Source organism: Streptomyces sp. NPDC002835 (assembly GCF_053591995.1).
Genome location: NZ_JBSFUW010000007.1, coordinates 130,749 through 144,222, shown reverse-complemented (window position 1 = coordinate 144,222; position 13,474 = coordinate 130,749). Strand labels below are relative to the sequence as shown.

General features: G+C 72.2%; 13 protein-coding genes, 1 tRNA gene and 2 pseudogenes. 8 read left to right on the top strand and 8 right to left on the bottom strand.

The window, feature by feature from the left end:
* Positions 1–472: 472 nt before the first annotated feature.
* Together ACWD01_RS10255 and ACWD01_RS10250 are read left to right on the top strand one after the other, a co-directional pair.
* Positions 473–1,066: a carbonic anhydrase gene (locus tag ACWD01_RS10255; RefSeq protein WP_451160078.1), complete on the top strand. Its 594-nt coding sequence runs from the start codon at positions 473–475 to the stop codon at positions 1,064–1,066.
* Positions 1,063–2,607, top strand: coding sequence for a SulP family inorganic anion transporter (locus ACWD01_RS10250; RefSeq protein WP_451160076.1), 1,545 nt, complete (start codon positions 1,063–1,065; stop codon positions 2,605–2,607). The genes ACWD01_RS10255 and ACWD01_RS10250 overlap by 4 nt, the downstream gene beginning before the upstream one ends.
* Positions 2,608–2,717: 110 nt before the next feature.
* Here ACWD01_RS10250 and ACWD01_RS10245 read toward each other — a convergent pair whose 3' ends face one another.
* Positions 2,718–3,578, bottom strand: a complete 861-nt coding sequence (locus tag ACWD01_RS10245) for a CAP domain-containing protein (protein WP_451160074.1) — start codon at positions 3,576–3,578, stop codon at positions 2,718–2,720.
* A gap of 254 nt (positions 3,579–3,832) precedes the next feature.
* Here ACWD01_RS10245 and ACWD01_RS10240 point away from each other — a divergent pair, with 254 nt between their 5' ends.
* Positions 3,833–4,795, top strand: coding sequence for a fibronectin type III domain-containing protein (locus ACWD01_RS10240; RefSeq protein ID WP_451160072.1), 963 nt, complete (start codon positions 3,833–3,835; stop codon positions 4,793–4,795).
* A gap of 76 nt (positions 4,796–4,871) precedes the next feature.
* Here ACWD01_RS10240 and ACWD01_RS10235 read toward each other — a convergent pair whose 3' ends face one another.
* On the bottom strand, positions 4,872–5,399 hold the full coding sequence (locus ACWD01_RS10235; protein ID WP_451160070.1) for a DinB family protein: 528 nt from the start codon (positions 5,397–5,399) through the stop codon (positions 4,872–4,874).
* An 81-nt stretch (positions 5,400–5,480) separates the two neighbouring features.
* Here ACWD01_RS10235 and ACWD01_RS10230 point away from each other — a divergent pair, with 81 nt between their 5' ends.
* Positions 5,481–6,176 (top strand): hypothetical protein, encoded by a 696-nt coding sequence (locus ACWD01_RS10230; protein WP_451160068.1) that lies wholly within the window; start codon positions 5,481–5,483, stop codon positions 6,174–6,176.
* Here the strand turns inward: ACWD01_RS10230 and ACWD01_RS10225 are convergent.
* A complete protein-coding gene (locus ACWD01_RS10225) occupies positions 6,173–6,688 on the bottom strand; it encodes a hypothetical protein (RefSeq protein WP_451160066.1) in 516 nt (171 codons plus the stop codon). The genes ACWD01_RS10230 and ACWD01_RS10225 overlap by 4 nt on opposite strands.
* Positions 6,689–6,867: 179 nt before the next feature.
* Between ACWD01_RS10225 and ACWD01_RS10220 the strand changes: the two genes are divergently transcribed.
* Positions 6,868–7,827, top strand: coding sequence for an ankyrin repeat domain-containing protein (locus tag ACWD01_RS10220; RefSeq protein WP_451160064.1), 960 nt, complete (start codon positions 6,868–6,870; stop codon positions 7,825–7,827).
* 56 nt (positions 7,828–7,883) lie between these two features.
* On the opposite strand, the gene ACWD01_RS10215 is transcribed toward ACWD01_RS10220, so the two are convergent.
* A tRNA-Ala gene (locus ACWD01_RS10215) sits at positions 7,884–7,957 on the bottom strand.
* Between the two features lie 266 nt (positions 7,958–8,223).
* Between ACWD01_RS10215 and ACWD01_RS10210 the strand changes: the two genes are divergently transcribed.
* Positions 8,224–9,174: a LysR family transcriptional regulator gene (locus ACWD01_RS10210; protein ID WP_451160062.1), complete on the top strand. Its 951-nt coding sequence runs from the start codon at positions 8,224–8,226 to the stop codon at positions 9,172–9,174.
* On the opposite strand, the gene ACWD01_RS10205 is transcribed toward ACWD01_RS10210, so the two are convergent.
* The 4 genes and pseudogenes from ACWD01_RS10205 to ACWD01_RS10190 form a co-directional block, all read right to left on the bottom strand.
* Positions 9,171–10,352 carry a glutathionylspermidine synthase family protein gene (locus ACWD01_RS10205; protein WP_451160060.1) on the bottom strand — a complete coding sequence of 394 codons (1,182 nt, stop codon included), beginning with the start codon at positions 10,350–10,352 and terminating at the stop codon, positions 9,171–9,173. The two genes, ACWD01_RS10210 and ACWD01_RS10205, sit on opposite strands and share 4 nt — an antisense overlap.
* A 6-nt stretch (positions 10,353–10,358) precedes the next feature.
* Positions 10,359–10,655 carry a hypothetical protein gene (locus tag ACWD01_RS10200; RefSeq protein WP_451160056.1) on the bottom strand — a complete coding sequence of 99 codons (297 nt, stop codon included), beginning with the start codon at positions 10,653–10,655 and terminating at the stop codon, positions 10,359–10,361.
* Positions 10,656–10,892: 237 nt separating this feature from the next.
* Positions 10,893–11,428 (bottom strand): annotated as a pseudogene (locus ACWD01_RS10195) (hypothetical protein).
* A gap of 89 nt (positions 11,429–11,517) precedes the next feature.
* Positions 11,518–11,898, bottom strand: a complete 381-nt coding sequence (locus ACWD01_RS10190) for a winged helix-turn-helix transcriptional regulator (RefSeq protein WP_451160054.1) — start codon at positions 11,896–11,898, stop codon at positions 11,518–11,520.
* Positions 11,899–11,983: 85 nt separating this feature from the next.
* Between ACWD01_RS10190 and ACWD01_RS10185 the strand changes: the two genes are divergently transcribed.
* Positions 11,984–12,892 (top strand): NAD(P)-dependent oxidoreductase, encoded by a 909-nt coding sequence (locus tag ACWD01_RS10185; RefSeq protein ID WP_451160052.1) that lies wholly within the window; start codon positions 11,984–11,986, stop codon positions 12,890–12,892.
* A gap of 10 nt (positions 12,893–12,902) precedes the next feature.
* Positions 12,903–13,133: pseudogene (locus tag ACWD01_RS10180) on the top strand (M24 family metallopeptidase); the annotation flags it as partial.
* Between the last annotated feature and the right edge of the window lie 341 nt (positions 13,134–13,474).

Below are 13,474 nucleotides of genomic sequence, written 5' to 3'. Positions count from 1 at the left end.
ACCCCTTTCCCGGCCCGTTTCCCGGACCCGTTCCCGGCTTCCTTCCCGGACCCATTCCCGGACCCTTGCCGCGCCCGCCGGACCCCGTGCGGGCGCACCCCGACGGCGGCGCACCGGCGGCCCACCCCGTAGACCGCCCGCACAGCGTGAATCCCGACCCGGCGTGAAAGCGGCCCGGCTGACCGCCGGGCGCGTGACCCCGGCCCGGCCCGAACCGACCCCCGGCCCCGGCCGCCGTGCCGCGCCGCACCAACAGGCGCTCGCCCCCGCACACCCACCGGGGGCGACGGCGGCACCGCCGCCTCTCCCGCGCACACGTCTCCTCGAAGCACCGGCCCCAACCACGGTCGCTGCTCCCGCGGCATGCTCCGCCTCCGAGTGATCCGTCGACATTCCGCACCCCCCACCGCACTCCGCGGCTCCGACATGACGACCCCCCACCGCGCGCCCCGGGCGCGCTGGAGGAACCCCCATGCACATGCTCACCAACAACGCCCGCGCCTTCCGGCACCGCGCCGCGGCCCGCGCCGACGAGTTCGGCCGCCTCGCCGAAGGCCAGTCCCCGCAGGCCCTGTTCATCACCTGCTCCGACTCGCGGGTGATCCCCTCACTCATCACGGACGCCCGACCCGGAGAGCTCTTCGAGCTCCGCACGGCGGGCGGCATCATCCCCGAACACGCCCCCGGCCGGCACTCCGGCGAGGCGGCCACCGTCGAGTACGCCGTCGAGGTCCTCGGCGTCACCGACATCGTCGTCTGCGGCCATTCCCACTGCGGGGCCGTCGGCGCGATGGTGCGGCGCGAGGACCTGTCCGCCGTGCCGGCCGTCCGCGGCTGGCTGGCGAGCGCCTCGCCCCCACCCCTGTTCGTCGACTCCACCGGCCCCGCCGTCACCGAGGCCGTCCAGCACCATGTGGTGCGCCAGCTGCGGCGGTTGCGCGACTACCCCTGCGTCGCCCGGCGGACCGACGAAGGCCGGCTGAGTCTGCACGGCTGGTTCTACGAGATCGACACCGGCTCCGTGCTCGTCCACCGCCCCTACGACGGCACGTTCCTTCCGCTGTGAGTACCACCGGCACCCGCGAACGCGGGAACCGCGGACGCCACCGGCGAGCAGAGCCGCAGCGCGCCGAGCGCGCCTCGGCCGCGACGCTGAGATCCGACCTCACCGCGTCCGTCGTCGTCTTCCTGGTCGCCCTGCCGCTGTGCGTGGGCGTGGCCGTCGCCTCCGGCGTCCCGGCCGAACTCGGCCTGGTCACCGGCATCGTCGGCGGGCTCGTCACCGGACTGCTGCCCGGCAGCAGCCTCCAGGTCAGCGGGCCGGCGGCGGGGCTGACCGTCCTCGTGCTGGAGGCCGTCACGGAGTTCGGCCTCGGCGCCCTGGGCGTCTTCGTCCTCGCGGCGGGGCTGCTCCAACTGCTCATGGGCGCGCTGCGGCTGGGCCGCTGGTTCCGCGCCATCTCCGTCGCCGTGGTGGAGGGGATGCTCGCGGGCATCGGTCTCGTACTCATCGCCGGCCAGCTCTACGCCCTGGCCGACGCGAAGGCGCCCGGCTCCGGTCCGGCCAACCTGGCGGGTCTGCCCGGCCTGGCCGCCGACACGGCCGCCTCGCCCGCGGCGCTGACCGCGTTCGCGCTCGGTGCGGCGACCGTCGCGCTGATGGCCCTGTGGAAGCACCTGCCGCCGACGATCCGGGTGGTGCCGGCGCCGCTGGCGGCCGTCGTGCTCACCACGTCCGCCGTGGCGCTGTTACGGCTGCCGGTGGAGCGGGTCGACGTACAGGGGCTGCTCGGTGTGATCCGGCCGCCGTCCACCGACGACCTGGGCGCGATCGTCGACGTCGGCCTGGTCGGGGCGATCGGCACGGTGGTCGCCGTGACGCTGATCGCGTCGGCGGAGAGTCTGTTCAGCGCGGCCGCCGTCGACCGGCTGCACAGCGGACCCGGCACCGACTACGACAAGGAGCTGATGGCGCAGGGCGCGGGCAACACCCTGTGCGGGGCGCTCGGCGCGCTGCCGATGACCGCGGTCATCGTGCGCAGCGCGGCCAACGTCCAGGCCGGCGCCCGGACCAAGGCGTCCCGCGTCCTGCACGGCGTGTGGCTGCTGGTCTTCGCGGCGCTGGCGCCGGCCGCGCTCGGGCTGATCCCGGTCGCCTCGCTCGCGGGCATCCTGGTCTTCTCCGGCTGGAAGCTCATCCCGCTGAAGGAGCTCGGGCCGCTGTGGCGCGAGCACCGCGGGGAGGCCGTGATCCTGGTGACGACCGCGGTCGCCATCATCGCGACCAGCATGTTCGAGGGGGTGCTGGCCGGGCTGCTGCTCGCCGTCGCCAAGACGGCGTGGGAGACGTCGCACGTCCAGGTGGACGTGGACGAGGGCCCGGACCGGGAGGGGCCCGTCACCGTGGTGCTCTCCGGGAACGCGACCTTCCTCCGGCTGCCCCGGATTCTCGACTCCCTGGAGAAGCTGCCGAAGGACCGGCACGTCGAGCTCGACCTGCGTGGCCTCAAGCACCTGGACCACGCGTGCAGCACGGCCCTGGTCACCTGGGCCGACCGGCACAACCAGGAGGAGGGGGCCGCCCGGGTGCTGATGCCCGCCGCCTGACGGCGCCGTGCCCGGCCCGTACGGCCGCCGTGACCGGCGGGCCCGAGGGTCGGGCCGGTCCGGTTCGATCCGGTTCGATCTACTTCGATCTGGTTCGGGGCGCGGCGGGCTTATCGGCCGGCGCCGAAGTTCTGGGTCCACCACGGGCCGCCGTCCCCGAAGTGGACTCCGACGCCGAGCTCCTTGAACGAGCAGTTGAGTATGTTCGCGCGATGCCCCGGGCTGTTCATCCAGGACTCCATGACGGACGCTGCGTCGGCCTGCCCCCGGGCTATGTTCTCGCCCAGCGTGGACCACTCGTAACCGGCGGCCTCGACCCGGGTGGTCATCGTGGAGCCGTCTGGTCCGGTGTGGGACATCACGCCGCTGCGGGCCATGACGTCGCTGTAGTCGTCGGCGGCCCGGGTCAGCTCGGCGTTGGAGGTGACCGGCGAGCAGCCCGCCGAGGCCCGCTCCCGGTTGACCAGCGTGAGGACCTGGGCCTCGGGGCCGTCGGCGTCGGAGCCGCCAGAGCCCCCCGACCCGCCTGAGGTACCGGACCCGCCGGAGCCCGACCCCGATCCGGAGCCGCCCGTACTGTCACCGCCGCTCGGCGCGGTCGTCGTCGTCCGGGCCTTGGTGCTGGGCGTGGCCGTGGGGCTCGGCTTCGGCTTCGGCTTGGCCCTGGGCTTCGCGGAGGCGGTGACACGCGTGCTCGGCGACGCGCTCGTGCTCGGGGTGGGCGTGGGGGTGGTGAGCGGCGACGCACCTGCGGTCGCGGCGCCCTCGTCGGAAGGCTCGGCGGCGCCCGCGGCGGCGTTGGTCTCCACCCGGCCCGACGTGTCGTCCCAGCCGCCGGTGGCCAGCGTCACCCCGGCTCCGGCGGTGACGGTGAGCACGCCGAGAGCCAGCACGGCGCTCCGGGCCCGCACTCCGCCCTTGGGGCGGGCATGGGAACGGGCGGTGGGGCGGGCGGCTCGACGAGAACCCATGCGTACGACACCTCGGAAGGAAGACGGCTGAGCGTTCGTGATCCCGGTGGGCGTCGTTGCGTCCACCGGGATCACGGTGGGGGGTTGCCGGAGATCGTAATGGGGTTCGGTGCGTGTGTGACCTCATCCAGGGGCTTCTTCAAGAAGCCATAAGGAAGCCATGAGGTCCGGCCAAGGAAGCCTTGTGGAGGACGGGCGAGCTGTGGGATACAGGTCTGGACCAATCCTCGTCGTCCGTACGCGGAGGCCCGACCGTGCAACGTCCCCCCACGCCTGCCGCACTCGTCGTGCTGGCCTGCTCCGCCGTCCTGCTCGCCGCCTGCGCAACCGAGGAGCCCCGGGACGACAAGCCGCCCTCGCCCCCCGCCGGCGTCACCGCGCAGGCCGGCAGCGCCACCTCCGTGCACGTCATGTGGGAGAGGTCCGCCGACAACAAGGAGGTCACCAGCTACGAGGTCTACCGCGCGGGGACCAAGGTCACATCCCTGCCGGGCACCAAGCGCATGGTGGACATCGAGGGCCTGGCGCCGCGGACCGCGTACAGCTTCACGGTACGGGCGCGGGACGCCGCCGGGAACCTGTCCGGACCCAGCGCCTCCGCATCCGTCACCACACCGTCCGCCACGCCGGACGACAACCGGGCCCCGACCCGGCCGGGGCGGGTCGAGGGCCGTACGGACAGCGGTACGTCGGTGACGCTGACCTGGCGGCCGGCCACCGACGACACCGGCGTCACCTCGTACGACATCTACCAGGAGGACTCCCGCATCCACAGCGTGCCCGGCACGCGCACCGGCGCACGCGTCACCGGCCTGCGGCCGGGAACGGTCTACAGCTTCACCGTACGGGCCCGGGACGCCGCCGAGAACTCGTCGCCGGACAGCAACTCCGTGGACCTGACCACCCATTCGGCACCGGGCGACGACAGCCCGAACACGGCGCCGACCGATCTGGAGGCGGCCGTCCGCAAGGGCAGCATCGAGCTCCGCTGGACCCCGCCCGAGACCGGCGCCCCCGTCAAGGAGCACCAGCTCCACTTGAACGGCAAACCGGCCACCACGATCGTCTGGGGCGCCCAGCCGCCCACCGGGACGGCCACGTACACCATGACCGTCACCGACGAACCCGGCACCCGCTACAGCATCAAGCTCCGGGCCAAACTGCCCGACGGCACATGGGGCGACTTCTCGGCGCAGCGCACGGTGGTGGTCCGTTAGGGCGTTCGTCCGCCCGTCCGTCCGGGCTTGTGGCCTTGCGGTTTGCGGTCTTGCGGGTGGACCGGGCGGCGCCCGGCTAGGCGCCCGTGACGCCGTCGACGGCTTCGCGTATCAGGTCCGCGTGACCGTTGTGACGGGCGTACTCCTCGATCATGTGGATCAGGATCCAGCGCAGAGACACACTGTCCTCGCCGAGGACGGCGGCGTTCTCCTCCGACAGCCTGCCGGGAGCGTCGAGCGGCGCGTCGGCGATCAGCTCGCGGCTGCGTTCCACCTCCGTCCGCCAGGTCGCCAGCGCCTCCTCGAGGGTCCGGTCCGGGTCGAGGGTGAAACCGGACCCGCCGTGGTTCCCGAACAGCAGCGGCACGTCCTCGCCGGCGAACACGCGGCTGAACCAGTTCCGCTCGATCTCCGCCAGGTGCTGGACCAGGCCGATCATCGTCATCGACGAGGGCGCCACGGCCGTCCTGCGCGCCTGCGTGTCGTCGAGGCCCGCGCACTTCAGCGCCAAAGTGGACCGGTGGAAGTCCAACCAGGCCGTCAGCATGGTGCGTTCGTCGGCGTGCGCGGGCGGGACCGGGCGTCCGTCGGGTGTGGTCGTCATGTACGGCACCTTGGCACACGCCACTGACACCGGTCCCGGCCACGTGGGCACGGCGTTCCGGCCGCCTCGTATGCTGCGCGGATGAGCGATCAGAGGATGAACGCGCCCGCGGCGGGCGCAGTCGGGGACGCGGCCGGGGCCGGGGTGCCCGCTCCCGGTGGGCAGCGCACGGGAAGGAGCGCCGGGGCGTCCGTACTCGCCACGCTCTGGGTGCTGCTGCTCGCCTGGGGGCTCGCCGCCGGCAACACCGGACTCGCCTACGTCACGCTGGGCATGGACTTCATCCCGATCGCGGCGGGCGTGCTCGGCTGCCTGGTCTTCGTGATCGTGCTGCGGCTGCTCCACAGGGCGTGGTGGCTCGCCGTCCTCTCCGTGGTCCCCGCGCTCTTCATCCTCGTCGGGTCCGTCCAGTACGCCCCCGAGGCGGCGCTCGACCGACGTGGCGTCCGCGAGACCGTCACGATCACCGCGGACAGCGCGACGGGAACGGCGAGCGAGAACCACCGGTTCACACTGGTCGGGCCGGGCGGCGAACTCGACGAGACCCTCGAGTACCGGGGGAGCAACCCCGGCTACCGGGTGGGCGACCGCATCGAGATCCTCCGCGACCCGGAAGGCGCCGTCCCGCTGGAGGACGCCGCGGACGTCGACCCCGAAGGCAGGCTCGGCGGCCTCGTCACGGGAGTCGCCGCATGGACGGGCATGACGCTGCTCGCGGGCTGGCGCGGCCATGTGCGCCGACGGGAGAACCGCCGGGCGTGGAGCGGCACGATCTAGGAAGGCACGGGCGACGGGGACCCCGTGCGGGACAGGGACTTGGGGACGGCGCCGTCGCAGCCCAGGACGACCACGACCGGCACCGTGGCGGAACCCGCCGTGTCCGGCCCGCCGTCGCCGGAAAGCCGGGCCGTGGCCGTCCAGTTGCCCTTGCGGATGCGGAGACGGCCGTTCTCCCCGTCGCCGGGCTCGGACCGCCAGCCGTGGTCCGATCGCGCCCGGGCGAAACCGGCCCTCAGCGCGGGGTCCGCCGTCGCCGGGTCGTACTCGCCGCGCAACCACTCGTGACACTCGAGCGAGATCAGCTCCTGCGGTGCCCGCTCCAGCGTGATGCCCTCGGCCTTCAGTACAGAGGTCAGATCCGAGACCACGTCCTCCACGGGCAGCGGCGGACCCGAATAGCGCGGCGGCAGCGGCCCCTTGTCCTCCAGGAGCAGCGCGCCGCAGCCGGTCGCCGTCACCGTCAGCGCGGCCACCGCCACCAACCCCGCCAGCCCTCTTCGCAGCCGCACGTTCCGTCCGCCCCCTCTGTACCGATCCTGGCCGGCCAGTCTCCCACCCCGCCGGACGACGGCGTACGGCGGCAGGGCCGGAGCTGCCGCCGAGTTCGTCCTCATTGTCAGACCTCTGCGATGGTGAATGTCTGCCGGACGGTGGGCGAAGCCGTCTGTATCGGCGCATGGGGGCAACGGTGGCAGGTCGGGACAACGGCTGGGCAGGCATGGACTGGCGGGGGTGGCAGGACCACGCTGACATCCGGCGGCGCCTCGACCAGGGCGCGGACCCGGAACGGTGGGGCGAGGGACGGGCCTTGCACCGGGCTGCGGTGTCCGGCTCGCCGGAAGTCGTCTCGGAACTGGCCGTACGCGTCGCGGACGTCGACGCGCTGGACGAGGGGAGGACCGCCCTGTGGGAAGCCGTCGTCGCGGGCCGCCCGGACAACGCGCGCGCTCTCGCCGAGGCCGGAGCCGACCCATGGCGGCCGCTGATGGGCGGCTGGTCGGCCGGGCGGCTCAGCCTGGCCGGACCGACGCCGGATCTGTTCGCCGTGCCGGACGGGGAGCGCGGGCTGACGCAGACGGAGCGTGCGACGGCCCAGGAGGGCAGAAGGCTCGTCGCCGCACTGGGAGACCTCCACTACGACGGCACGGGCCTGGCCTGCGTGGCCGGTATCGACGCCGAGGAAGCGATACGGCGCCTGGAGGCGACGCCCGCGCGCGGTGTGGAGCTGGACGATCTCCTGGCGGACCCGTACGGGTACGACATGGAGGAGAGCCTCCGGATCATCGGAGTGACGACCGTGCCGGGCGGCTGCGTCGTCACCCAGCCGTGGGGGTACGCACCGGAGATGCCGGGCGTGCTGACCCGGCTGTCCGCCGGCACCGTCTGCTACGGCCTGTACGCCAACCCCAAGAGCGGCAACCAGGGCAGCATCGCCTGCGACGGCGTCATCGAGGGCTCGGACCTCCACCCGGGCGGTGCGCCGGAGGTCGGCGACACCCCGGAGGAGGTGCTGGCCTCGTACGTCTGCGACGACGCGGTGGCCTACTCCTGCGCCTACGCGGGCCTGCGCCTCACCGACCCCCGCCCCGTCGTCGGCCCGCCCGACATCTGGGCCACACTCCCGAGGCGCGACCACTGGATCTGTTGACGGGGTGCGCGGGGTCCGGTGCGGGCGCCTCTGCCGTGCCGCGACGGTCGACGGGATGAGGCCGGCCGGATTCGAACCGGCGTCCTCCCACATGCGGTGAAGGCGCGACAACCACTGCGCTACGGGCCCCGTCCCGGCCCTCATCGTACGAGCCGCCCATGCTCCGGCGCCTCCGATTTCTCCGCCCACCTGAACACGGCGCTACGAACAGACTGGAACACCGGCCCGGCCGGCGCCCCGGAGACGCAGGACGTACGAGGGTGGGTCGGCACCTGGAGCGCGTCGTCACGCGGTCCAGGTTGCCGCCCTGGATCCACGAAGATCTTCGCGAGTACCAACTCCCCAGTCAATCCTAGGGTTTGCTTGAAGCAGCCCAAGGAATACCTTGGCACCCTGATGACTCTCGATGATCTGCGCGTCTTCGTCGCCGTATGCCGCGCCGGCAGCCTCAGCGCCGTCGCCAGGGAACTGTCCTGCACCCAGTCCGCCGTCAGCCAGCATGTGAGACGGCTCGAGCGGGAGGTCGGGACCGACCTGATGGAGCGGCAGCCGCGCGGCGTCGTGCCCACCCGGGCCGGCCGGCTCCTGCAGGCAGCCGCGGCCGACGGCATCGCCGGCCTCGACGCCGCACTGCGACGCCTCGCGGACCTCGTCCATGGCGACGGTGGCTCGGTACGCATCACCACCGGCGCCACGACCGTCCGTCACTTCATGTCGGCGGCGGTCGTCGAGTTCAGGCACCGGCATCCCGAGGTCAGCCTGGAATTCCAGACGGAGAACTCCAGCCGCAGTTGCTTCGACGCGCTCGCGGCACACGACCTGGACCTGGCGTGGGTCACCATCGGCGCTCCCGTGCGCGGAATCGAGCAGCGCCCGGTGATCGACCTGCCCTGGGTGCTCGCCGTCCACGTGGACGACCCGCTCGCCACCCGGAGCCGAATCGAACCGCGGGACCTCGCGGGCATCCGCCACATCCGGCTGCCCGAGAACTCCACCTCGCGCGCCCGGCTCGACGCCGCCTTCGCCGAATGGGGCGTCCACGTCACGTCGGACACCGGCGTCGCCGACTGGGACACCGCCATCCTGCTCGTCGAATTCGGCCTCGGCCACGCCGTAGTCCCCGCCCTGCCCGGATGGCGCGGCCCCGCCCACCCTTCGCTGCGCTTCGTCCCGATCCCGGACCTGCCGGCCCTGTCGGCGGGCTGGGCAGTCCGGAAATGGAACGCGTTGGCACCGCCGGCCCGCGTATTCGCCGACCTGGTCGCCGCCAGAAGCGGCCAGGGGCTGGACGGCGAGCCGGACGGCGCCCCGTCGCCGGTCGTCCCGCCGGCCAGAGGATCCGGCTAGAGGATCACGTGCGGCAGGAAGCGGGCGTACCCGTCGGTGACCGGCCCCGCCGACTCCCGGATGCCGAGACCGGCGGCCTCGTTCTCGACGACCCAGGCGCCCAGCACCACCCGGTTGCCGTCGAAGTCGGGCAGCGGTGCCAACTCCTGGTAGCAGCAGGGCTCTTCGCGTGCCAGGGGAGCGTCACCCGGCGCGTGCAGGGTGACCCCGGCCCCCTCGCGGCCCAGGAGCGGCTTGGCCACCCAGCCCGGGCCTTCGGCCAGTTCGCGGGGGCCGTCGAGGTAGGCGGGGAGCAGATTCGGGTGGCTCGGGTAGAGCTCCCACAGGATCGCCAGCACCGCCTTGTTCGACAGCAGCATCTTCCAGGCGGGTTCGATCCAGCAGGTGGTGCCGGTGCCGCCGCCGTTGTCCAGGGTGTCGAGGACGTGGGGCCCGAAGTGGTCGGTGACCAGCCACTCCCACGGGTAGAGCTTGAAGCAGCTGCGGATGAAGCGCAGCCGCTCGTCCACGAAGCGGCCGCTGATCCGGTCCCAGCCGATGCGTTCGACCGACAGCGCCTCGGTCGGTATGCCCGCCTGCTCCGCGGTCTCCCGCAGATACGCGACGGTCATCAGGTCCTCGCCGCACTCGTCGCCGTCGGTGTGCACGAAGTGCACCGGACCGGGCGGCAGGAGCGGGGCCTGGCGCCGCCACGCGTCGACGAGGCGTTCGTGGAGCGAGTTCCACTGGTCGGCGCCGGGGAAGCGCTCCTCCATCCAGAACCACTGCGGGCTCGCCGCCTCGACCAGAGAGGTCGGGGTGTCGGCGTTGTACTCCAGCATCTTCGCGGGCCCGGTGCCGTCGTAGTGCAGGTCGAAACGCCCGTAGATCGACGGCAGTTCGTCGCGCCGCTCCCAGGACTCGGCGACGTGGGCGACCAGACGCGGGTCGGTGACGCCCAGCTCGGCGAAACGGTTCTTCTCGACGATGTGCGCCGCCGCGGCCAGCGACATGGCGTGCAGTTCCTCGACGACCTCCTCAAGTGCCTCGACCTCGGGCAGGCTGAACTCGTAGTACGCGCTCTCGTCCCAGTACGGGCGCAGCGATCCGTCGGGATGACGGGTCAGCGGATAGATGCAGCCCTGCTCCTCGACGGTGTGCTGCCAGCCGGGACGGGGCTCGATGGTGCGGCGTCGCACGGCGGATCACCCGCCTCCCGAACCGGACTTGCCGAAGCCGCCTCTGCTCACGGCGGACTTGTTGAAGCTGCCGCCGGAGACCTTGCCGTCGCTGACCGTGCCGCCGTAGTAGTACTTGCCGCCGCCTCCCCCGCCGCCCGAGCCGCTGTCGTTCTTCTTGCACTTGTAGTCGGGCAGTACGTCGTACGACACGGGGTCGACACAGCGCTTGTCCGGGTCGGAGCCGCATGCCGCGAGCGTCGCCGCGAGCAGCCCCATGCCGCCGATCACCACCGTGCCTGACCTCAACCTTCGCCGCGCCATGGCCCGGCACCCCCGTTCTCCGTTGTCTCGAACACCAGCAAGATTCTGCCTGACGGGCACTCGAACCGCCCTGCCCGGCCCCGGCAGGCTCCGGTCCGACACGCTGCGCACGTCCGGCAGCACTGCCCGGGGTGCGGGGACCGAGCCCGTACGGTCCGGTCCCCGCACCCACGGCCCGTCGGGCTGCGGGAGAACCGGGGCTGAGCTGCCCTGCGCTTCGGCAGTTGGGCGGTGTGTTCAGGAACCCGCCGGGGGCGGGAGCGGCCACGCCCCGGAGTGGCCGGGCGGGAGCGTCAGGTCACGACGGACGGCCGCGTAGTACCTCTCGCGCGCGGTGCGCTGGCGCTGGAGCATCGCCGACCACTTCTCCCGGTCGACGGTCCGGTCGCGCAGGACGCCTCCATGTCCATCACCGTGACGACCCACTCGCGAGCCCTGTCCACCACGTCCGGGCTGCCGAGCATCAACAGGGCCTCCCCGGCCGGATCCCGGGCGTCCGTGGCCTCGGCCAGGTGAGTTGCCGCCTCCTCGGGCGACATCGGGTGCGGGTGGGGGTCGTTGCCGAGATGGGCGGCGATCCGGTAGGCCAGGGTGACGCTCTTCTTCAGCGACCTGGCGTAGTCGCCGTAGACCGTCAGCCGCCGTTCCTCCCAACGGGCGACCTGCTCACGGCGGAACCGGGCCGCGTCGCCCCGGGTGATCGCCAAGTACGAACCGAGGGCGCCGACCACCACGCCGATCAGGGCCGGAAGTTGTTGTATGAACGTGGACATGGCCACACGGTATAGCGGGGACGTCGACTCGACAGGCCGGCGTCCGGCCCTGGGGTCAGCGGTCGCGGACAGCGGACCGCGGACGGCGTCTAGCGGTGAGAAGTCCCGGTCGCGTCGGCCATGTCGACCACGTCGGAGCCTTCGCGGCGGATCCGCTCGGTCCCCCAGGCGCCGAGCGGTGCGAGCGCCTGGTTGAGCGTGTGCCCGTGCTCGGTCAGGGAGTACTCGACCCGCGGCGGCACCTCGGCGTACACCTCCCGGTGCACGAGGCCGTCCGCCTCCATCTCCCGAAGATGCTGAGTCAGCATCTTTTCGCTGACGCCCGGCAGACCGCGGCGGAGCTCGGCGAAGCGGCGGACGTCATGGGTGTCGAGCTCCCAGAGGATCAGCCCCTTCCACTTGCCGCTCACCACGTCGAGCGCGGCGTCGATGCCGCAGATGTAGGGCCCGCACCTCGGTGCCTTCGCCATCACTCATCGCCCCTTACGAAAAGGTAAGTACCGCAGTAAATAGTGGGTACTACCGAGAATAGTCGCAGTCTCCGACCATGGGGGAGTGAACGAACGACAGAACCACAACACCACGCATAGCGGCGCTGTCACCGTGATCGGGCTCGGCCCGATGGGACAGGCCATGACCCGGACTCTCCTCAACGAAGGCCACCCGGTCACCGTCTGGAACCGCACCGCCGCCCGGGCCGACGGCGTCGTCGCCGACGGAGCGACGCTCGCGGCAACGCCCCGCGAGGCGGTCGAGGCGAGCGACCTGGTCATCCTCAGCCTCACCGACTACCAGGCGATGTACGACATCCTCGACGGCGCCACCGGATCGCTCGCCGGCCGGACGCTCGTCAACCTGAGCTCGGACACTCCCGACCGCAGCCGCGAGGCGGCGGCCTGGGCAGCAGACCACGGCGCCGCGTTCCTCACCGGCGGCGTCATGGCGCCGGCGCCCATGGTCGGCACGGAGGCGTCCTACGTCTACTACAGCGGCCCGAAGGAGGTCATGGAGCGCCACCGGGCGGCGTTGACACCGCTCGGCGCACCCAAGTACCTCGGCGAGGACCCGGGCCTCGCACAGATGATGTACCAGGCCAACCTCGTGGTGTTCCTCACCACCCTGTCCGGACTGATGCACGCCACCGCGATGCTCGGCCACGCGGGGATGAAGGCCCAGGAGGCGATACCGGAGCTGATCGCCCTCACCGACTCGATCGGCGAGATGCTGCGGGCCGGCGAAGAGACCCCGGGCGCCGCACTCGACGCCGGAGAGCACCCCGGCGACCTCAGCACGGTCACCATGATGGGCGCGACGGCCGACCACATCGTCGAAACCAGCAGGTCTCTCGGCCTCGACCTCGCTCTGCCACTGGCCGTCCAGGCGCACTACCGGCGCGCGATCGACGACGGAAACGGCGGCGACAACTGGACCCGCATCATCGACGGTATCCGAGCACCACGCTGAACACTGCGGTCGCACCGAGGAGTACGCCGGAGGCGTGCTGGAGCCGGGCATGTGCCTGACCGTCGAGCCGGGCCTGTACTTCCAGGCGGACGACCTGACGGTGCCCGAGGAGTGGCGCGGCATCGGCGTCCGCATCGAGGACGACCTCGTCGTCACGGACGACGGCAACGAGAACCTGTCGGCGGGCCTGCCACGCGCCGCGGACGAGGTCGAGACGTGGATGGCGCGCTTCGCGGGCTGAACGTCGGCGGTGGCGTCATCGACGTGCCGTCTCGGGCGAGGGCACCTCGTCCGAGAGCTGCGGGACGTGCTCGGCCGGACCGGGCAGTCACCGGCGGCGGCTCGACCGGGGCCGGAGGACGGCACCTGCCGGTATGTGTACCAACTGACGGCGGTGCGGGCGCAGCCACTCTCCGGCAGGAGCAGGTACATCGCCGACGAGACGAGGGCACAGCTGTGCGACGTACCAGGGGAACAGGCCAGTGGACAAGGCCCGGACGGCCGAGGCCCTTGAAGAGGCTGCCGACATAAAGCCGTACCGCCGAAGACAGCGAGGTGAGAGAGCACGGGAAGCCGGCCGCG

What these genes read in the sequence shown, in the direction of transcription:
- ACWD01_RS10200 (WP_451160056.1), bottom strand. Translation starts at nt 10,655, where the DNA reads ATGGCGCGGCGAAGGTTGAGGTCAGGCACGGTGGTGATCGGCGGCATG.
- ACWD01_RS10230 (WP_451160068.1), top strand. Translation starts at nt 5,481, where the DNA reads ATGAGCGATCAGAGGATGAACGCGCCCGCGGCGGGCGCAGTCGGGGAC.
- ACWD01_RS10245 (WP_451160074.1), bottom strand. Translation starts at nt 3,578, where the DNA reads ATGGGTTCTCGTCGAGCCGCCCGCCCCACCGCCCGTTCCCATGCCCGC.
- ACWD01_RS10255 (WP_451160078.1), top strand. Translation starts at nt 473, where the DNA reads ATGCACATGCTCACCAACAACGCCCGCGCCTTCCGGCACCGCGCCGCG.
- ACWD01_RS10190 (WP_451160054.1), bottom strand. Translation starts at nt 11,898, where the DNA reads ATGGCGAAGGCACCGAGGTGCGGGCCCTACATCTGCGGCATCGACGCC.
- ACWD01_RS10210 (WP_451160062.1), top strand. Translation starts at nt 8,224, where the DNA reads ATGACTCTCGATGATCTGCGCGTCTTCGTCGCCGTATGCCGCGCCGGC.
- ACWD01_RS10235 (WP_451160070.1), bottom strand. Translation starts at nt 5,399, where the DNA reads ATGACGACCACACCCGACGGACGCCCGGTCCCGCCCGCGCACGCCGAC.